Source organism: Streptomyces chlorus, from assembly GCF_042655885.1.
GTDB lineage: Bacteria > Actinomycetota > Actinomycetes > Streptomycetales > Streptomycetaceae > Streptomyces > Streptomyces chlorus.
This window is the reverse complement of sequence record NZ_JBHSOA010000039.1, coordinates 29,851-48,920: the sequence shown is the minus strand read 5'-3', so window position 1 is coordinate 48,920 and position 19,070 is coordinate 29,851. Positions and strand designations below refer to the sequence as shown.

Genomic DNA, 19,070 nt, shown 5'->3' with positions numbered 1-19,070 from the left:
TCCCGACCGCGCGTCCATCCGACCGCGCCGGGGCCGATCACGCGTCCTCACCGAGAGACTTCGAGGTACCGCCATGTCCAAGACGGCGTACGTCCGCACCAAACCGCATCTGAACATCGGCACGATGGGCCATGTCGACCACGGCAAGACCACCCTGACCGCCGCCATCACCAAGGTCCTCGCCGAGCGCGGATCCACCGGCTTCGTACCGTTCGACCGCATCGACCGGGCGCCCGAGGAGGCGGCGCGCGGCATCACCATCAACATCGCGCACGTCGAGTACGAGACCGACACCCGGCACTACGCGCACGTCGACATGCCCGGCCACGCCGACTATGTCAAGAACATGGTCACCGGCGCCGCACAGCTCGACGGGGCGATCCTCGTGGTCTCCGCGCTCGACGGGATCATGCCGCAGACCGCCGAACACGTGCTGCTCGCCCGGCAGGTGGGCGTCGACCACATCGTCGTCGCCCTCAACAAGGCCGACGCGGGCGACGAGGAGCTGACCGACCTGGTCGAGCTGGAGATCCGCGAGCTGCTCTCCGCACACGGCTACGGCGGCGACTCCGCGCCCGTCGTACGGGTCTCGGGACTGAGGGCGCTGGAGGGCGACCCGCGCTGGACGGCGTCGATCGACGCGTTGCTCGACGCGGTGGACACCTATGTGCCCCTGCCCGAGCGGTACGTGGACGCGCCGTTCCTGCTGCCGGTGGAGAACGTGCTCACCATCACCGGCCGGGGCACCGTGGTCACCGGCGCGGTGGAGCGCGGCACGGTCCGCGTCGGCGACCGCGTCGAGGTGCTCGGTGCCGGGACGGAGTCGGTGGTGACCGGCCTGGAGACCTTCGGCAAGCCGATGGAGGAGGCGCAGGCCGGGGACAACGTGGCGCTCCTGCTGCGCGGGGTGCCCCGGGACGCGGTGCGACGCGGGCACGTGGTGGCCGCGCCGGGCAGTGTGGTGCCGAGCCGGAGTTTCACGGCGCGGGTGTACGTGCTGTCGGCCCGCGAGGGCGGCCGTACGACTCCGGTGTCGACCGGCTACCGGCCTCAGTTCTATCTCCGCACCGCGGACGTCGTCGGCGACGTCGACCTCGGGGAGACGGCGCTCGCGCGCCCCGGCGACACGGTCACGATGACCGTGCGACTGGGACGTGACGTACCCCTGGAGCCCGGGCTCGGGTTCGCCATCCGTGAGGGCGGGAGGACCGTCGGGGCCGGCACGGTGACGGCGGTCGGCTGAGCGCACGCGGGTGCCCGCCCCGGAAGAGGGCGGGCACCCGCGCGCACAGCCGGACAGTCGCACGACGGCACAATGGGACGTGGAACCCTCCCCCGCTTGAAGCAGGGGGATTCCTGGCTCAAGTCGCTCGTTCGCTCAGCGAACGAACGAGTCCGACGCTTTCGGCACCAGCCGGGACGGAACCTGCCCGGTCGCCCTTCAGGACAAAGGAGTTGCGTGTGCTCGGCTCTCGCAACGCACGACAATCAGCCTACCCGGCCGGGTGGGCGATTCTGCGCTTTTGGGGAGGTTTCCGGTGAACGAGCCCCTCCCCGTGACCCGCGCCGTCGGTCACGGCACCGCGAAGCTGATGCCCGACGTCGACCGGGAGCGGGCCTGGCTGCTGACGGTCGACGGGGCACCGCAGTCGTACGTCGATCTGGACGAGCCGGCCCATCTGGAGTTCGAGTACATCCGGCGGCTCGGGCACGTGCTGGACACCCTGGCCGAGCCGGGGCACCCGCTGGACGCGCTGCACCTCGGCGGCGGGGCGCTCACCCTGCCCCGCTACCTGGCCGCGACCCGTCCCGGCTCCCGGCAGGACGTCGTCGAGTTCGACCGGGAGCTGCTGGACCTGGTCGCCGAGCAGCTGCCGCTGCCGGAGGGAGCGGACGTCACGCTGCACGCGGCGGACGCCCGCGCCTGGCTGGAGGCCGCCCCCGACGCCTCGGCGGACGTCCTGGTCGCCGATGTCTTCGGCGGCTCACGCGTCCCGGCGCACCTGACCTCCGTCGCCTACGCCCGTGAGGCCGCCCGGGTCCTGCGGCCCGGCGGCGTCTACCTCGGCAACCTCGCCGACGGGGCTCCCTTCGCCTTCCTGCGCTCCCAACTAGCCACGCTGGGTGCGGTGTTCGAAGAGCTGGTGCTGATCGCCGAGCCGGGAGTGCTGCGCGGGCGCCGTTTCGGCAACGCCGTCCTCGCCGCCGCACACCGTCCCCTCGACATCGCGGCCCTGGCCCGGCGCACCGCCGCCGACGCCTTCCCCGCCCGCGTCGAGCACGGCGTGGCCCTGCGGGACTTCACCGGCGGGGCGCGGCCGGTGCGGGACGCGGACGCCGTACCGTCACCCGAGCCCCCCGACGGGGCGTTCGGCATCGGCTGATCCCTTGCCACCGGGGTCCGGGGCCGCCCCGGCGACGGGCACCGTCCGGCGCCGCAGATTGCGTACGTCAGGCACGCACAGCACCGCCGCCGTGACCACGACGACCAGTGCGGCGCAGCCCCACAGTGCCTCCGTGCGGCCGAACACCGACTCGACGGGGCCCGCCAGCGCCATCGCGGCCGGCACCAGTGCCACCGAGCCGAACCAGTCGTAGGCCGACACCCGAGAGAGTTTCTCCTCCGGTATCTCCTGGTGCAGGGCCGTCATCCAGGAGACGCCGAACACCTCCACACTCACGCCGGTCACGAACATCACCGCGCACAGCACCGTCACCGGTACCGGCACGGCGAGCGCGGCGGACGGCAGGGCCAGTGGGAACACACAGAGGGTGCCCACGAACAGCAGACGGCGCGGTTTCCAGCGGGTCATCACCAGCGCGCCCACCACCGTGCCCCCGCCGAAGAAGGCCAGGGCCAGGCCCCACGGCGCCGCGCCGCCCAGATGGTCCCGGGCGACGAGCGGACCGTAGACCGCGTCGGCGGCGCCGACCACGGCGTTGGCTATGGAGAACTGGATGACGATGCCCCACAGCCAGGGCCGGCCGGAGAATTCCCGCCAGCCGTCGCGGAGGTCGGAGAGCAGACCACCGCCCGGGGCGCGCGGAGGTATGTGCTTCACGTCGAGGAAGGCCCGCAGCGCCGCCGCGACCGCGAAGGCCGCCGCGTCCGCCGCGAGTACCCAGCCCGGTCCCATCGCGGCGATCATGAGGCCGCCCAGGGCGACGCCGCCGAGCGTCGCGCCCTGCATCGCCATCCGGAACACCGCGAACGCCCGGCCGGCCTGCTCGCCCTCGACCGAGGAGAGCAGCATGCCCTCGGCGGCGGGCCCGAAGAACGCCTGGCCGACTCCGCCGAGCGCGCTGAGCAGCATCATCTGCCACAGCCGGGCCTCGCCCGCCAGGACCAGCGCCGCGAACGCGGCCTGCGAGACACAGTTGAGGACATTGGCCGCGACCATCACATGGTGGCGCGGCAGCCGGTCCGCGACGGCGCCGCCGATCAGCAGGAACAGCACCAGCGGCAGGGTGCGGGCGGCGGCCACCAGGCCCACGTCGCCGCCGTCACCGCCCGCGCCCAGCACCGCGAACGCGGAAGCGATCAGCGCGCCGTGACTGCCCAGGCTCGTCGCCACGGCGGAGGCGGTCAGCAGGGTGTAGTTGCGGCCCGCCCAGGCAGGACGGCGTGGGGAGGAGACGGTGGTCGGCACCTCGTGACTATCGCCGGGGCGGGGCCGACTTGCCAAATGCGTCGTCCCATGCGCCGAGGGCTCCCCTGCCTGCTACGACTCGGTCGGTGCTTCCTCGGTGAGGCGTACCGTGCTGAGGATCTTCTGCACGGTCTCCTCCGGGATCTCGTCCTTGACGCCCTTGGCGCCGTACAGGTTCCAGGTGATGAAGTCCCCGGCACCGTTCTTGAACCCGAAGGTGATCGCCTTGCCCTCGCTGTCGCACTTGCCGTTCTGGGGCGTGTTCTCCGAGCGCGCCGTGGCGACGCTGCCCTTGAGGCCCGAGGTGGTCGTGTACGCCTTCGGCTTCTCGAACTTCACGCTTTTCTTGTCGGGCTGCGTGTAGCCGCCGTAGATCCACCACGGCACACGGGTCTCCGCGGCCTGGTCCGTGGTCTTGGCGCCGTTCTCACCCCGGGTGCCGGCGGTGACGAGGGCGGTGTCGTCCTCGCGGCCGTCCTTGTCGTCGTCGCTCGTGCACCACTTGGACTTCAGATAGGCAGGGGCGGTGACGGTGGTGCGGTCCAGTTCACCGTCCTTCTCCTCCCATTCGAAGCCCACGCTGGTGCCGGGGTCCTCGATCTCCCAGTCGGCGGGGACGTCGAACTTGGTGCCGAAGCGTGTGTTCGTGACGACCTGCCAGCCCGGAACCGTCGCCTTCTCGGCGTCGCCGCCCCGCGGATTGTCGCCGGAGCCGGAGCCGGAGCCGGAGCCGGAGCCGGAGGCGCTCGGCTCCGTGGAGGGCTTCTCGGACGCGCTCACGGACGGCTTCGCGTCCTTCTTGTCGGCGGTGTCGTCCTTGTCACCGCCCAGCACCAGGAAGCCGGTGACACCGGCGGTCACGACCACGGCCGCCGCGGCCACGATGGCCACGATCTTCGTCTGCTTCCCGCCGCCCCCGCCCTGCGGCGGCTGAGGTATGCCCACAGTGTCCGGCGTCCCCCACTGCTGCGCGTAAGGGTTCGGCTGCTGGGAGCCGGGCTGCTGATACGGATTCGGCTGTTGGTACCCCGGCTGCTGGTACGGATTGTTCGACTGCGGGTTCTGCTCGCCTCCGGGCGGCTGGTTTCCTGGCCACATGGTGAGCACCCTAGCCCGGCCAGTGACACGATTCGGTCACTGCCCGTTGACAGGGACGTAGCAACCCGGAGCCGGAGGCAACCCGGAGCGACCGCACCACGTCGGGTCCCCGTGCGGCCGCGCATCCCTTGCCGGTCTCCGCCGGCCCGGTTCGCGTCCGCACGGATCGGAGCGCGGCGCGAGGGTGTGGCGGTGCATGGTCGGCTACCGGCTTCGAGACCTGGCCAGAGATGTCTACCCGTGAGTAACATGCGCTCATGAGCCACAACCGGATGACCATCGGCGAGATGCTCGCCGCCACGGTGCCCATGGCCCGGACCCTCAACCTCGATTTCCTGGAGACCACTGCGGAACGGGCCGTGGTGTCCCTGCCGGACCAGGACGACTATCACAACCACGTGGGCGGCCCGCACGCCGGCGCGATGTTCACCCTGGGGGAGTCGGCGAGCGGTGCCGTCGTGCTCGCCGCGTTCGGGGAGCAACTCGCACGGGCCGTGCCGCTCGCGGTCCGCGCCGAGATCGCCTACCGGAAACTGGCGATGGGCCCCGTCATCGCCACCGCGACCCTGGGCCGTCCGGCCGCCGAGGTCGTGGCCGAGCTGGACGAGGGCCGGCGTCCCGAGTTCCCGGTGTCGATCGCGATCCGGCGCGAGGACGGCGCCGTGACCGGCGAGATGACGGTCGTCTGGACCCTGCGCCCGGGTGGCTGACACCTGCCCGCGGTGGCCTGCCGCACCGGGGCGCGGGTCCCGGGTGGCCGCTTCAGACGCCGCTGCCCGCCCCGTAGGGGCCGTACAGGTCCAGCAGCCGGATCCGGGCGGAGTGCAGCCGATGGGCGACCACATGGCCCACCCACTGGGCGAGGTCCCGCCCGAGGGTCGACTCGTCCTCGCCCAGAGCGCGGATTGCCGCGGCGTCGAACTCGTAGGCCCGTACCGGGGTGGCCGCCTCGGCGCCCAGATGCCAGACGTGCGGGCTGTACAGCCAGGACCAGCCGACGAGTTCGTTGTGCCCGAGACGCTCGATGACGGCGGCCCGGCGGCCGGGGACGTGCATGTCGAGCTCGACGGTGCCGGTACGGATGACCCAGAACCGGTCCGCGTGGCCACCCTCCTCGAACAGTCGGGTCCCTTGCGGGAAGGACACCTCTCGGGCGGTCTCCAGGAGCTTCGCCCGATGCTCGGCGGGCAGGGCGCGCGGCATGCTGGGGGACGGGGGAGCGAACATTGCGGGCCTCCCTTACGGGATGGGTGGACTGCCGGTGCGGTGTGCGGGGTGGTTCCGGCGTGGTTCCAGCCTCCTGCGGAACCCCGGCCGGGGCCATGGGCCGTACGGCCCTGATCGAGGGCGTCCCTCCCCCACGACGCCGGTGCGCCTGGACCGGGACGGGCCCATCGGCACCCGGACGTGACTCCGTACCCTGGGGCGGGACCTTCGGCCCCCGTGGGGACCTGTGGCCCATGTCGGCAGGCCGCCCGGCCCACCGATACTGAAGGTATTCGCAGCGACAGAAGTTCTGACGGCAGTTCTGGCGGCAGCTTTGACGGCAGTTCTGACGGCAGCTCCGACAGCAGGAGGTACACGCCATGCCCCGCACCATCACCATCGGCCTCGACGGTTCCGCCGAGAGCCGGGCCGCGGCCGAGTGGGCGGCCCGCGAGGCGAAGCTGCGCGGCCTGCCGCTCCGGCTGATCGAGGTCCGGGAGCCCCTTCCGGAGCCGGTCGCCCAGGCACCGTTCCTCGGCGCGCAGACCGGTCAGCAGTGGAACGGGGGCGGCGAGGCGGAGGCGTCTTCGGGCGACGGCTGGGGGACGACGCCGGATGAGGCCGCGGCGGGGCTGCGGCTGCGCCACCCCGGGGTCGAGGTCACCGCGGAACAGGTCACCGGCCGGCCCCACGAGGTGCTGATCAAGGCCGCGGAGGACGCCGAACTGCTCGTGCTGGGCTCCCGCGGGATGAGCGGCTTCGCCGGATTCCTGGTCGGCTCCGTCGGTCTCGCCGTCGTGGCCCGTACCGAGCGGCCCGTCGTCCTGGTCCGCGCCGGGGAACAGGCCGCCGACGAACACGAGCCGGACCCCACGGGCATCCCGTCCGCCGCGACCCGTTACCGGCCGGTCCTGCTCGGTGTGGACGCCGACCGGCCCGACGACGCGGTGATCCGCTTCGCGTTCGCCGAGGCCGCCCGGCGGGGCACCGGACTGCGCGTCCTGCACGGCTGGAACCTGCCGCCGTACTACGTTCACGGACTGCCGGCCGACCCGGAGGTGTACCGGGCTGTCGCCGACCAGCAGGCCGCGACGCTCGCGAAGACGCTCCGCCCCTGGCGAGCGGAGTTCGAGGATGTCGACGTCGTGGAGGAGTCCTTCGGCGGCAGCCCGTCCATCCGGCTCATCGACGCGTCACGGGAGGCCTCGCTCGTCGTGGTCGGGCGGCGCGTCCGCCACAACCCGTTCGGCATCCGCATCGGGCCGATCACCCACGCCGTGCTGCACCACTCCGCGGCCCCGGTCGCGGTCGTCGCACACGACTGATCCGGTCATCCGCAGGAAGAGCACGGGACAGGGGAGGAGGACGGGAGGGGGGAGGAGGACAGGAGGGGCCCCGTGCTCCGATTGCGCCATATGCCGTCGTCCGGCCTTCCTGGGGGATGGGGCAGGCGGAAACTGGTACTTCCCGCCCCTGACACCGCCCCTGATCCCGTGCGCGCTCTCCTCTCCCGTCACCCCTCCTTCCCACCGCCACTCGTCCCGCGCACCGGATCGCCTCGACCACCCGGATCACCCCCGTTGATCACCCACGGAGCCAGCCATGCCCGAGGACCAGGACACCCGGACCGCACCGACCGACGAGGAGCTGCGCACGCTGGACGCCCACTGGCGCGCCGCCAACTACCTGGCGGCGGGCCAGATCTACCTGCTGGCGAACCCACTGCTCACCGAGCCCCTCAGGCCCGAGCACATCAAGCCGAGGCTGCTCGGGCACTGGGGCACCTCACCCGGTCTGAACCTGGTGTACACCCACCTGAACCGGGTGATCGGCGCCCGCGGACTGGACGCGCTGTGCGTCTGGGGACCGGGCCACGGCGGCCCCTCCGTGCTGGCCAACTCCTGGCTGGAGGGCAGCTACAGCGAGAAGTACCCGGACGTCGGCCGGGACGCCCCGGGCATGGCACGGCTGTTCCGGCAGTTCTCCTTCCCCGGCGGTGTCCCCAGCCACGTCGCCCCGGAGGTCCCCGGCTCGATCCACGAGGGCGGCGAGCTCGGCTACTCCCTCGCCCACGCCTACGGTGCCGCCCTCGACAACCCCGGCCTACTGGTCGCCTGCGTGATCGGCGACGGCGAGGCCGAGACCGGGCCGCTGGCCGCGTCCTGGCACTCCAACAAGTTCCTCGACCCGGTGCACGACGGTGCCGTCCTGCCGATCCTGCACCTCAACGGCTACAAGATCGCCAACCCGACCGTCCTGTCCCGCATCCCCGAGGCCGAACTCGACGCGCTGCTGCGCGGCTACGGGCACGAGCCGATCCACGTGGCGGGCGACGACCCCGCCACCGTCCACCGGGCGATGGCCCAGGCCATGGACACCGCCCTGGACCGCATCGCGACGGCGCAGCGCGCCGCCCGCGAGGACGGCGCGAGTGAGCGGGTGTCCTGGCCGGTGATCGTGCTGCGCACCCCGAAGGGCTGGACCGGCCCGGCCGAGGTGGACGGCGTACCCGTGGAGAACACCTGGCGCTCCCACCAGGTGCCGCTGCCGGGCGTCCGCGAGAATCCGGAGCATCTGCACCAACTGGAGGCATGGCTGCGGTCGTACCGGCCCGAGGAGCTCTTCGACGCGGAGGGCCGGCCCGTCGCGGACGTCCTCGCCGGTGTTCCCGAAGGCGCCCGCAGGCTCGGTGCCACCCCGTACGCCAACGGCGGGCTGCTCCTGCGCGAACTGCCGATGCCGGACCTCGACGACTTCGCCGTCCCCGTCGACAAGCCCGGCACCACCCTCCACGAACCCACCCGCGTCCTCGGCGACCTCCTGAGGCAGGTCATGAAGGACACCGCCGGCCGACGGGACTTCCGGCTCGTCGGCCCCGACGAGACGGCGTCCAACCGGCTGCAGGCCGTCTACGACGTCAGCGGCAAGGCCTGGCAGGCCGGCACCCTCGACGTCGACGAGCATCTCGACCCGCACGGCAGGGTGATGGAGATCCTCTCCGAACACCTCTGTCAGGGCTGGCTCGAGGGCTATCTGCTCACCGGACGGCACGGCCTGTTCTCCTGCTACGAGGCGTTCGTGCACATCGTCGACTCGATGGTCAACCAGCACATCAAGTGGCTGAGGACCTCCCGCGAACTGCCCTGGCGCGCCCCCATCGCCTCCCTCAACTACCTGCTCACCTCGCACGTGTGGCGCCAGGACCACAACGGCTTCTCCCACCAGGACCCCGGCTTCGTCGACCACGTGCTCAACAAGAGCCCCGAGGTCGTCCGGGTCTACCTGCCGCCGGACGCCAACACCCTGCTGTCGGTCGCGGACCACGCGCTGCGCAGCCGCGACTACATCAACGTCGTCGTGGCCGGCAAGCAGCCCTGCTTCGACTGGCTGTCCATGGACGCGGCCCGCGTCCACTGCGCGCGCGGCGCCGGGGTCTGGGAGTGGGCCGGCACCGAGAACGGCGGCACACCCGACGTGGTGCTGGGCTGCGCGGGGGACGTGCCCACCCAGGAGGTGCTGGCCGCGGCACAGCTGCTGCGCCGCCACCTGCCGGACCTGGCGGTCCGCGTCGTCAACGTCGTCGACCTCACCCGGCTGCTGCCCCGCGAGGAACACCCCCACGGCATGACCGACTTCGAGCACGACGGCCTGTTCACCACCGACAAGCCGGTCATCTTCGCCTACCACGGCTACCCGTGGCTGATCCACCGCCTCGCCTACCGGCGCACCGGGCACGAGAACCTGCACGTCCGCGGCTACAAGGAGTCCGGGACGACCACCACGCCGTTCGACATGGTGGTCCGCAACGACCTGGACCGCTACCGGCTGGTCATGGACGTCATCGACCGCGTCCCGGGCCTCGCGGTCCGAGCCGCCGCCGTACGTCAGCGGATGGCCGACGCCCGCACCCGGCACCACGACTGGATCCGCGCCCACGGCACCGACCTGCCCGAGGTCACCGAATGGAGCTGGAACGCCTGAGCGCCGCGGCCCGCCCACCGCTGTCCCGGACAGGCCCTTAGGAGTGCTTTCGGAATGCTGGGTGTTTGCGGGCGAGGGTCATGCAGTGGGCGAGTTGGGGAAGCCATCGTGCCTGTCGTCTCGGGTCTCCCAGCAAGTCCGTAGGCGGCGGGGCCGTGGAGCCAGGCAATGGCGGATTCGGCGACCCGCCGGGCGCGGCCCGGGCCCGAGCCGTGCGACTGTCCGCGCCGGGCGATCTTCGGGACGATGCCGCGCTCACGCAGGCGGCGGCGGTACAGCTCGTGGTCGTAGCCGCGGTCGGCATACAGTGCGCGCGGCTTGCGCCGGGGTCGGTCCCGTTTGCCCCGCACGGGTGGCACGCCGTCGACCAGCGGTAGGAGCTGGGTGACGGCGTTGCGGTGCCCGCCGGTCAGCGACATCCGCAGCGGGGCGCCGTGTGCGTCGGTCAGCACGTGGTGCTTCGAGCCCGGCCGCCCGCGGTCAACCGGGCTCGGACCGGCTTTTGGGCTGCTCCGCCCCCGCTTGACCGGCACATGGGTGGGGGTGCCCCCGGCGAAGCCGGGGGGAGCGTCGATGGTGGCGCGGGAGAAGTCCAGTCGGTCCGCTTCCCGCAACCGGTCCAGCAGCACCCGCTGGAGGTCGTCCCACACCCCGGCCTGCTGTCATTCGGCCGGCCGCCGCCAGCAGGTGGAACCGGAGCCGAACCCCAACTCCTGCGGCAGGTAATCCCACTGGACAGCGGTGTAGAGGACGAACAACACACCCTGCAGCGTCCTGCGGTCATCGATCCGCTTGCGTCCCGGGTGTCGGAACCGCCGCTCGTGCTTCGGCAGCAGCGGTTCGATCACCGCCCACAGCTCGTCGCTGACCTCCCACGGCTTCCGCCGCGCCGTCGTCACCCCCACACAGCACGAGATCACCTACACCTGTGGCCTGCTCGCGGCGCTGGGCTCCGGCCGCCGGCCAACCGGCGACGCTGCCCGCGGACCCCAAAGACCACAGCACCCCACGAGATGAGACCGCACTCAGCCGACGGCCCCCAGGATGAAGGGAAGAGCATCCGTGGCGCCAGGTCTGATAGTTGCCTGTTCGACGAACGTCCGCCGTGGACAGGCGGGACGGCACCAGCGGACCGTCAAACGCGCAGCGGCAACTCCACCCGCTGTTCCGCGCTGGGCAGGTCCGCAGAAAACCGCAGGTACGAGCCGTGCACCGGGTCTCGACACGGATCGTCCCGCCGTCCGTATCGGTCACGATCGCGATAACAGGGACTGACGAGAAGAGCAATTGCCGCATCAGGGATGACGTCTCTCACCGCGAGGTGCCCCGCCCACCGCGTTGCGAACGAACCCGGATGCCAGGGCACCGGTGCGGGCCCGTAACTGGCCGACCCCTCGCTGGCCATGCACCGGCACCACAACGTCCGTCTCACCCTCTGCTGCCTCGGCGGCTGACGCGCCCGGAAGGCCGCGCGTGCCACCGTTCGGCCAGCCAGGAGGCAGTGAGGAGGATCGCCAGAGTCACCCCGATCAGCAGCGCACAGCCGGTGAACGCGCTCGCCAGGAAATGGCCGCCCACCCGCGCCACGCCTTGGTAGTAGCCGACCACCACGCTCATCAGCAGCACGTAGCCGCCAACAGCGGTGCCGACCACCTGGCGGATAAGACCGGGCCAGCCCTGCTTGCCAGTGGGCACGGGCCGTGCCGTGTCTCGACGCAGGACCCGCAGGCCGAGGGTCAGACACCCCATGACCAGCAGATAGCCGACCAGCATGAGGGTGACGATCAGGTGCAGAGGGAGCAGGGCAGGTCCCTCCCTCCGATGCAGGAGCTGATGCGTACACCCCTCACTGTCCGTCCCGGAGCAGGAAGTGCCACCCGCGGACAAAAGCATGCCAACCGAACCACAGCCACAGCGCGAACAGAGCCCACCGCCCCACCGGATAGCGCATGACCGCGCGCAGGGTGTCACTGAGAGTAGGAAATGCATCATCGGCCCGCAGCAGGCCGATGCCCTCCCAGGCGAACAGGGCGCCGAACAGAACCGCCCAGACCAAATAACCGATCACCGGATGCTCCGCCACCGCGACCTCCCACATATATGCACGCCTGTCCGGCGGCCGCCCCCCATGGTTCCGCCTCAGCAAGCGTTTGTATCGGTTCCAGCAGCGCGTGGCGGGTCGAGCAATGCCGTGATCAGGAGGTCCGCGCCTGTCTCCTCACCCCGGACGCTTGCGCCGCCCACTGCGCGATTCAATTCACACCGCCTTCATCGCCACCGGCCGGAGGCGTCGCGGGCGACATCGACGCCAGCGGGGATTGCGGTGAGGGGCGGACCTCGTCCGGCCGACGGGGCTGTCGGCGTAGTCGGTGCGGGACCGGCCGGGCATCGGGCCCCTCCCTGGTGGCCGGAGGCGTGATGCTCGCTCACTATTGCGGCGAGAGCACGCGAGACCTTTGGCACATGGGGCGGTTGCGATGGATGGTCCGATGGACGCGGAGCGGGAACGCTCTGGGGACGACGGTGACGGCACAGGCCTGGACCGCAGGCGGTTCCTCGGGGCGACCGCGGCGGCCGGCGTCCGGGCCGCGGGCACGGCGCTGGCAGGCTGTGGCATGGCGTCCGGCGGCGCCCCGGACGCGTCGGCCGGCCCGTCCGAGGCTTCCCGTCCGGGCGGCTCCGGCTGGCGCATCCGTTCGGCGGGTCCGCCCGAGGCGGTTCTCGGCTATACCGACAAGGTGAGCGTACTGCCGGGCGAGGACTTCGGGCTGTACGTGTCCACCACCGCGCCGGGGTTCCGTGTTTCGGCATACCGGATGGGCTGGTACAAAGGCGCGCAGGGCCGCCTGGTCTGGCGCTCCGGCAGGGTGGCCGGGCGCGTCCAGAGAGAGCCGGCTCCGGCTCCGAGGACGCGCACGGTGCGGGCGGACTGGAAGCGTACGGTCCTCGTACACACCGACGGCTGGCCGGAGGGCGCCTACCTGCTCCGCCTCGACGCGGAGAACGGTCACCAGCGGTACGTCCCCCTGCTCGTCCGCTCGGCGACCGCCAGGGGGAAGACCCTGCTGATCCATGCACCGGCGACCTGGCAGGCGTACAACCTGTGGGGCGGCTACAGCCTTTACGAGGGCGACGACGGATCGTACGGGATGCGTGCCCTGGCCGTCTCCTTCGCCCGGCCCTACGACAGCAACGGAGCCGAGAAGTTCCTGGTGTACGAGCGGGCCGTGGTCGTCCTCGCGGAGCGGCTGGGCATACCGCTGGCGTACACCACCGGCGTCGACATCCACCGCGACCCGGCGGTGCTGCGGGGTGCCGTGTCCGCGGTCACGCTCGGCCACGACGAATACTGGACACCCCAGCAGCGGCAGTCCATGACCCGGGCCCGCGATGCCGGAACCAACCTGGCCTTCCTCGGCGCCAACACCTGCTTTCGCCGGATCAGGCTCGAGGACGGGGACCGCACCATGGTCTGCTACAAGACCGACTACCGCCACGATCCCCCTGTATCCCCGCCACGGCGTCCTGGTGACCACCGACTTCCGCCAGGCACCCGACCCCGACCCGGAATCGTCCTTGACGGGAGTCCTCTACGAGGGCTGTCCCACAAACGCCCCCTATGTCGTCCGCAACGCCGGTCACTGGCTCTTCGCGGGCACCGGAGTGAAGCGGGGCGACTCCTTCCCCCACCTCGTCGGTGTCGAATACGACCGCGTCACGCCGGGAGCGCTTCCGGACGCGCCGCTCGAGATCATCGCCCGCTCCCCCCTGGTCTGCAACGGCGGGAGAAGCCACTCCGATTCGGCGTACTACACGGTGCCGAGCGGGGCCGGCGTCTTCGCGTCCGGGACGATGCGGTGGGTCGAGGGCCTCATGGCCGGGACGGGGGAGAACGGCCGCAACCACCACATGGACGCGCGCACCGGAACCTTCGTGACCCGCACCACCGAGAACCTGCTCCGGGCCTTCGCGGAGGGACCGGCCGCCAAGACCAGGCCGGCGCCCCGCGACAACGTGCGCGAGGTCTACGGCTCGACGTGAGGTGGACGCGCATGCGCCGGCCGACCGGCCCGAGCCACGCTAAACGATCACTCTGAAGTCAAGCCGGTGGATTCGGGCTAAGGCGCACCATGCACGTCGCGATGCGCCTTCGCCAGCTCCGCGTACATCGTCCCGTTGAGCGTCAGCCCCGCGCGCTCCTCCTCGGTCAGCTCCCGCCGGACCTTCGCCGGGACCCCCGCGACCAGCGAGCCCGGCGGCACCTCCATGCCCTGCGGTACCAGCGCCTGCGCGGCCACCAGGGAACCGGCGCCGATCACCGCGCCGTTGAGCACCGTGGCCCCCATGCCGATCAGACAGTCGTCCCCGACCGTCGCCCCGTGCACCACGGCGTTGTGCCCGACGGAGACCCGCTCGCCGACCGTCACGGGGAAGCCGGGGTCGGCGTGCAGTGTGCAGTTGTCCTGGACGTTGCTGCTCGCGCCGACCGAGATCGCCTCCACGTCACCGCGCAGGACCGCGCCGTACCAGACGCTCGCGCCCGCCCCCAGCGTCACGTCCCCGATCACCGCGGCCGTGGGTGCCACGAAGGCGGTCGGGTCCACCTGCGGTTGCCTGCCGCCGATGCCGGTGATCAGCGCCTTGTGCGTCATCGTCGCCTCCTGGTCGGGTGATGACAGGCACCGTACGCCAGAGTGGTGGGGTGAAGATCACAGGGTGCACGACGCATGGGTGCCACGCCCGGCGACTACGGTGAGCGGGTGCCGAAAAGCAGGAACACGTTCTCGTCCTGGCCGCGCCGCCTCGCGCAGCGCGCGGTCCACACGGGCTGGGCCTGGGTGCAGCGCACGGGCTCGGTGACCGCCGAGCACCCCGGCCGCCTCCGCTTCGGCGCGATGGGTACAGGCACCAGGCTCGCCTTCCCGCTCGGCACCGTCTTCGGCGAACCCTGGATCCACCTCGGTGCCCACTGCATCATCGGCGAACAGGTCACCCTGACCGCCGGCCTGATGCCCGGCCTCGAGCTGGGACCCGACCCGATCCTCCGCCTCGGTGACGGCGTCGTCCTGGGCCGAGGCAGCCATGTCATCGCCGACACCACCGTCAGCATCGGCAGCGACTGCTACTTCGGGCCGTACGTCTACATCACGTCCACCAACCACTCCTACGACGATCCGCACGAGCCCATCGGCAAGCAGTGGCCGCGGATGGACCCGGTGGAGATCGGCCCCGGCTGCTGGATCGGCACCGGGGCGGTGATCCTCCCGGGCGCGCGGATCGGGCGGAACGTGGTGGTGGCCGCGGGCGCGGTGGTGCGGGGCACGGTTCCCGACCACGCCGTGGTCGCGGGCGCCCCGGCCCGGGTCGTACGCCGCTGGACTCCCGACGGGGGGTGGCAGCCGCCGCTGCGCACGCCGGCGCCGGTGCCGATCCCCGAGGGCGTCACACCGGAGCAGCTGCAGGCGCTGTCGGTGTTGGAGGAGGAGGCCGTGGCCCGGCTCGCCGAGCTGGACGATCACGGCCCGTACCGGCCGGCCGGGGGCGGCGCGGACCGGCTGGTCGAGCTGGAGCCCGGCAGCTGAGGCCGGCACCCCGCACACCTACGGCAACCGCGACGGCGAACCGACGGAGATGATCATGGCGGTCTCGATCCCGCCCGTGCGCTGAGACACCCCGCCGACAGCCGCCGCACGGCTGTTACCGTGCCGCCATGCGCGCACCCATCGGCACTTTCGACCACGCCACCCCCGCCCCCGACTGCCTCGACGAACTTACCGCGCCGGTCGCCGCGGCCGTCCGCGCCTGGAGCGGCAGCGTCCCCGCCGAGCAGATCCTCTACGTCGACACGGACCCGCGCTGGGCCGACACCGCTGTCTTCGTCGAGCACTACGGCCAGGACCTCCTCGAGCGCTCGGCGAACTGCGTGGTCGTGGCGGGCAAGCGGGGCGGCGAGAGCACCCTCGCCGCCTGCGTCGTCCTGTCCACCACCCGGGCCGACGTCAACGGACTGGTGCGCCGCCAACTCGGCGCCCGCAAGGCATCGTTCGCCCCGATGGACAAGGCGACGGGGGAGGCCGGCATGGAGTACGGCGGCATCACCCCGATCGGACTCCCCGCCGACTGGCCGGTGCTCGTGGACGCGGCCGTCGTCGACCTGCCGTACGTCCTCGTCGGCAGCGGGCGCCGGCAGGGCAAACTCCTGGTGCCGGGCAAGGCCTTCGCCGAACTGCCCGGCGCGGTCGTGCTGGAAGGGCTGGGAATGGCCTGATCTCCGGTTGCTCACGGAGATCGCGCCGGGCCGGCCGCGTCGCATCGGCCGCACCGGTCATGCCGCCGTGTGGTGGGCCAGGAGCAGGTGCGGGTCGTGCTCACCCGGGGCGGGTTCCGGGTCGGCGTGGACCAGGGCCGCGGTCAGCCGGGGTACGGCGTGCAGCAGGGCGTGCTCGGCGTCGACCGCGATGCGGTGGGCCTCCCGCATGGTCGCCCCGCCGTCCACCACGACCGCCACCTCGGCCCGCAGCCGGTGTCCGATCCAGCGCAGCCGCAGCTCGCCCACCCCGCGCACACCGGGAACCTGCCGCAGCGCCTGCTCGGCCCGGTCCACGAGCGCCGGGTCGACGGCGTCCATCACCCGCCGGAACACCTCCCGCGCCGCGTCCCGCAGCACCAGGACGATCGCCGTCGTGATCGCCAGTCCCACGATCGGGTCGGCGAGCTGCCACCCCAGGGCCGCCCCGCCCGCGCCCAGCAGCACGGCGAGTGAGGTGAACCCGTCCGTCCGGGCGTGCAGCCCGTCGGCGATCAGCGCGGCCGAGCCGATGGCCCGGCCGACTCGGATTCGGTAGCGGGCCACCCACTCGTTGCCCGCGAACCCGACGAGTGCGGCGACGGCGACCACCGGTGCATGGTTCATCGGACGCGGGTCGAGGAGCCGGTCCACCGCCGTCCAGCCCGCGAAGGCCGCGGAGGCGGCGATCGTCAGTACGATCACGATGCCCGCCAAGTCCTCGGCCCGGCCGTAGCCGTAGGTGAAGCGGCGGGTGGCGGCCCGTCGGCCCAGCACGAAAGCGATCCCGAGTGGTACGGCGGTCAGCGCGTCCGCGGTGTTGTGCACCGTGTCGCCGAGCAGCGCGACCGAGCCCGAGACGGCCACCACGACCGCCTGCGCCAGTGCCGTCGCGCCGAGCACCGCCAGCGAGACCCACAGTGCCCGCAGACCGCGGGCCGAGGACTCGAGGGCGGAGTCGAGCTTGTCCGCGGTCTCGTGGGAGTGCGGGGTGAGCAGATGGCGGAGCCGGTGGCCGAGGTGGAGACGGTCGTGGCGGCGTGAGGGCGCGTCGGGGTGCTCGTGGGAGTGCTCGTGGGGGTGCCCCGGCGGCTGCTCATGGCCGTGCCGGTGTCCGGGCTCCTGGCCGTGCTCGTGCCGGTCGCTCACGTGGATCCCCTTCCGGTCGCGAGGTGGACGGGCTGCCGCCCATGGGGCCATTATGTGCGCATGAGCGCACGCATGCACCTATCACCTGCGCACGATGTGCACCCACGCACTCCAGGCGACGAGCAGTTCGCGCTCGCGGCGGAACTCCTCGCCCTGCTCGGCGACCGCACCCGGCTGACCCTGCTGCACGCGCTGACCGGCGGCGAGGCCGACGTCAGCACGCTCACGGAGGTGTGCGGGGCGGCGCGGCCCGCGGTCAGCCAGCATCTGGCGCGGCTGCGCCTCGCGGGGTTGGTGGATAGGCGCAAGGAGGGCCGCAGGGTGATCTACTCACTGCGCGACGGACATCTGCGGCGGCTGGTGGACGAGGCGCTGAACGTCGCCGACCACCGGCTGAGCGACCGGCCCCCGCACGACTGACGGCATCAACGGGGCGGCCCGTGCCGTTCCAGTGCCGCTCAGTGCTCAGTGCTCAGTGCTCAGTGCTCAAGGGGCAGTGCACAGGGTGCGGGGCTGCTCAGACCAGTGACGGGTGTGGGCAAAACCAGTGACGACTGCCCGTCAGCTCCTCATGAGGGAGGCGGTACCGCTCCCCGCCGAAGCGGAACTCGCGCTGTGCAACTCGGCCCGGTCCGGCAGATTCCGCGCCAGGCCCCGCCGTCCCGGCGGGACCCGCACCCGACCTGGGCCAAAGCCCCTCCCGGCCGTGCGGGGAAGGAGCACACTTGCAGGAGAGGGATGTGCAGTGAGGCAGTGCATGTCCGCTGGAGGTGATCCGGATGCCCAAGACCCGGTCGCAGTCGCGGTACGCCCCGGACCGAGGACTCACCACCCGCATGGTGACGACGATGTTCCTGATCGGGCTGCTCTATGTGGTCTTCGTCGGCGTTCTGCTGGCCCTCCTGAAGAACGCGTGGCCCGTCATCCTGCTGATCGCGGGCGTCCTGTTCATCGCGCAGTTCTGGTTCAGTGACCGGATCGCGGCCTTCAGCATGGGCGCGCGCGAGGTCACCCCCGAGCAGGCTCCCGGGCTGCACGGCACCGTGGACCGCGTCTGTGCCCTCGCCGACATTCCCAAGCCGCGGGTGGCGATCGCCGACAGTGACCTGCCGAACGCCTTCGCCACCGGCCGAAACGAGAGAACGGCCCTTGTATGCGTCACCACGGGTCTGCTCCGTCGTCTGGAACCGGAGGAGCTGGAGGGCGTCCTCGCCCATGAGCTGTCGCATGTCGCCCATCGGGACGTCGCCGTGATGACCATCGCGTCGTTCCTGGGTGTGCTGGCCGGTGTCATGACCCGCGTCGCGCTCTACACCGGGCTCGGCCGCACCAGCCGCGACAGCACCACCACCCTCGTGGCACTCCTGATCCCCCTGGTCAGTGCCGTCGTGTACGTGATCAGCTTCCTGCTGACCCGGCTGCTGTCCCGCTACCGCGAACTGTCCGCCGACCGCTCCGCGGCGTTGCTCACCGGCCGTCCGTCCGCACTCGCGTCCGCGCTCACCAAAGTGACCGGTGAGATGGCGAAAATTCCGACCAAGGATCTTCGCCGGGCAGAGCCGTTCAACGCCTTCTGGTTCGCACCGGCCTTCTCCTCCAAGGAGAGCCTGAGCCGGCTGCTCTCCTCCCACCCCACCCTCGAACAGCGCCTCGACCAGCTCGGCCGGATCTCGGCCCAGCTCGGCCGGGCCTGACGCCCC

General features: G+C 71.7%; 17 protein-coding genes and 3 pseudogenes. 12 read left to right on the top strand and 8 right to left on the bottom strand.

Annotated elements, in window-relative coordinates; translation table 11 throughout:
* The first annotated feature begins 73 nt into the window (after positions 1-73).
* Both tuf and ACFPZI_RS18790 read left to right on the top strand, forming a co-directional pair.
* Positions 74-1,243, top strand: a complete 1,170-nt coding sequence (gene tuf / locus ACFPZI_RS18795) for an elongation factor Tu (protein ID WP_381364400.1) — start codon at positions 74-76, stop codon at positions 1,241-1,243.
* A 295-nt stretch (positions 1,244-1,538) separates the two neighbouring features.
* Positions 1,539-2,384 (top strand): spermidine synthase, encoded by an 846-nt coding sequence (locus tag ACFPZI_RS18790; RefSeq protein ID WP_381364398.1) that lies wholly within the window; start codon positions 1,539-1,541, stop codon positions 2,382-2,384.
* Here ACFPZI_RS18790 and ACFPZI_RS18785 read toward each other — a convergent pair.
* Positions 2,346-3,650 (bottom strand): MFS transporter, encoded by a 1,305-nt coding sequence (locus tag ACFPZI_RS18785; RefSeq protein WP_381364397.1) that lies wholly within the window; start codon positions 3,648-3,650, stop codon positions 2,346-2,348. The genes ACFPZI_RS18790 and ACFPZI_RS18785 overlap by 39 nt on opposite strands.
* Positions 3,651-3,722: 72 nt before the next feature.
* Entirely contained in the window at positions 3,723-4,748 is a 1,026-nt protein-coding gene (locus ACFPZI_RS18780; RefSeq protein ID WP_381364395.1) for a DUF8017 domain-containing protein, read from the bottom strand.
* 272 nt (positions 4,749-5,020) lie between these two features.
* On the opposite strand from ACFPZI_RS18780, the gene ACFPZI_RS18775 reads away from it, so the two are divergent.
* Positions 5,021-5,458 carry a DUF4442 domain-containing protein gene (locus ACFPZI_RS18775; RefSeq protein ID WP_381364421.1) on the top strand — a complete coding sequence of 146 codons (438 nt, stop codon included), beginning with the start codon at positions 5,021-5,023 and terminating at the stop codon, positions 5,456-5,458.
* 52 nt (positions 5,459-5,510) lie between these two features.
* On the opposite strand, the gene ACFPZI_RS18770 is transcribed toward ACFPZI_RS18775, so the two are convergent.
* Positions 5,511-5,975, bottom strand: coding sequence for a Crp/Fnr family transcriptional regulator (locus ACFPZI_RS18770; protein ID WP_381364393.1), 465 nt, complete (start codon positions 5,973-5,975; stop codon positions 5,511-5,513).
* A 359-nt stretch (positions 5,976-6,334) separates the two neighbouring features.
* On the opposite strand from ACFPZI_RS18770, the gene ACFPZI_RS18765 reads away from it, so the two are divergent.
* Complete coding sequence (locus ACFPZI_RS18765; protein WP_381364391.1) at positions 6,335-7,279, top strand: universal stress protein; 945 nt, start codon at positions 6,335-6,337, stop codon at positions 7,277-7,279.
* Positions 7,280-7,556: 277 nt separating this feature from the next.
* The gene (locus ACFPZI_RS18760; RefSeq protein ID WP_381364389.1) at positions 7,557-9,935 is read left to right on the top strand and encodes a phosphoketolase family protein; all 2,379 of its coding nucleotides are present in this window, start codon (positions 7,557-7,559) and stop codon (positions 9,933-9,935) included.
* Between the two features lie 40 nt (positions 9,936-9,975).
* Here ACFPZI_RS18760 and ACFPZI_RS18755 read toward each other — a convergent pair.
* The 3 genes and pseudogenes from ACFPZI_RS18755 to ACFPZI_RS18745 form a co-directional block, all read right to left on the bottom strand.
* A pseudogene (locus ACFPZI_RS18755) lies at positions 9,976-10,834 on the bottom strand (IS5 family transposase); the annotation flags it as partial.
* A 529-nt stretch (positions 10,835-11,363) separates the two neighbouring features.
* Positions 11,364-11,708 (bottom strand): DUF6256 family protein, encoded by a 345-nt coding sequence (locus tag ACFPZI_RS18750; protein WP_381364387.1) that lies wholly within the window; start codon positions 11,706-11,708, stop codon positions 11,364-11,366.
* 73 nt (positions 11,709-11,781) lie between these two features.
* Positions 11,782-12,018 (bottom strand): DUF6186 family protein, encoded by a 237-nt coding sequence (locus ACFPZI_RS18745; RefSeq protein WP_141666074.1) that lies wholly within the window; start codon positions 12,016-12,018, stop codon positions 11,782-11,784.
* Between the two features lie 394 nt (positions 12,019-12,412).
* Here ACFPZI_RS18745 and ACFPZI_RS18740 point away from each other — a divergent pair.
* Together ACFPZI_RS18740 and ACFPZI_RS18735 are read left to right on the top strand one after the other, a co-directional pair.
* A pseudogene (locus ACFPZI_RS18740) lies at positions 12,413-13,417 on the top strand (N,N-dimethylformamidase beta subunit family domain-containing protein); the annotation flags it as partial.
* Between the two features lie 46 nt (positions 13,418-13,463).
* Positions 13,464-13,976: a N,N-dimethylformamidase beta subunit family domain-containing protein gene (locus ACFPZI_RS18735; protein ID WP_381364385.1), complete on the top strand. Its 513-nt coding sequence runs from the start codon at positions 13,464-13,466 to the stop codon at positions 13,974-13,976.
* Positions 13,977-14,053: 77 nt separating this feature from the next.
* On the opposite strand, the gene ACFPZI_RS18730 is transcribed toward ACFPZI_RS18735, so the two are convergent.
* Positions 14,054-14,587, bottom strand: coding sequence for a gamma carbonic anhydrase family protein (locus tag ACFPZI_RS18730; protein WP_381364383.1), 534 nt, complete (start codon positions 14,585-14,587; stop codon positions 14,054-14,056).
* A gap of 75 nt (positions 14,588-14,662) precedes the next feature.
* Here ACFPZI_RS18730 and ACFPZI_RS18725 point away from each other — a divergent pair, with 75 nt between their 5' ends.
* The 3 genes and pseudogenes from ACFPZI_RS18725 (at position 14,663) to ACFPZI_RS18715 (ending at position 16,203) form a co-directional block, all read left to right on the top strand.
* Entirely contained in the window at positions 14,663-15,517 is an 855-nt protein-coding gene (locus ACFPZI_RS18725; RefSeq protein WP_381364381.1) for an acyltransferase, read from the top strand.
* Positions 15,504-15,602: pseudogene (locus ACFPZI_RS18720) on the top strand (transcriptional regulator); the annotation flags it as partial. The gene ACFPZI_RS18725 and the pseudogene ACFPZI_RS18720, both read left to right, overlap by 14 nt.
* 43 nt (positions 15,603-15,645) lie before the next feature.
* A complete protein-coding gene (locus ACFPZI_RS18715; protein WP_381364379.1) occupies positions 15,646-16,203 on the top strand; it encodes a YbaK/EbsC family protein in 558 nt (185 codons plus the stop codon).
* 57 nt (positions 16,204-16,260) lie between these two features.
* Here the strand turns inward: ACFPZI_RS18715 and ACFPZI_RS18710 are convergent, their stop codons facing one another.
* Positions 16,261-17,370 carry a cation diffusion facilitator family transporter gene (locus tag ACFPZI_RS18710; protein WP_381364378.1) on the bottom strand — a complete coding sequence of 370 codons (1,110 nt, stop codon included), beginning with the start codon at positions 17,368-17,370 and terminating at the stop codon, positions 16,261-16,263.
* 60 nt (positions 17,371-17,430) lie between these two features.
* Here ACFPZI_RS18710 and ACFPZI_RS18705 point away from each other — a divergent pair, with 60 nt between their 5' ends.
* Both ACFPZI_RS18705 and htpX read left to right on the top strand, forming a co-directional pair.
* Positions 17,431-17,790, top strand: a complete 360-nt coding sequence (locus ACFPZI_RS18705; protein WP_381364376.1) for an ArsR/SmtB family transcription factor — start codon at positions 17,431-17,433, stop codon at positions 17,788-17,790.
* Positions 17,791-18,149: 359 nt separating this feature from the next.
* Positions 18,150-19,064, top strand: a complete 915-nt coding sequence (htpX, locus tag ACFPZI_RS18700) for a zinc metalloprotease HtpX (RefSeq protein WP_381364374.1) — start codon at positions 18,150-18,152, stop codon at positions 19,062-19,064.
* The last annotated feature ends 6 nt before the right edge of the window (positions 19,065-19,070 follow it).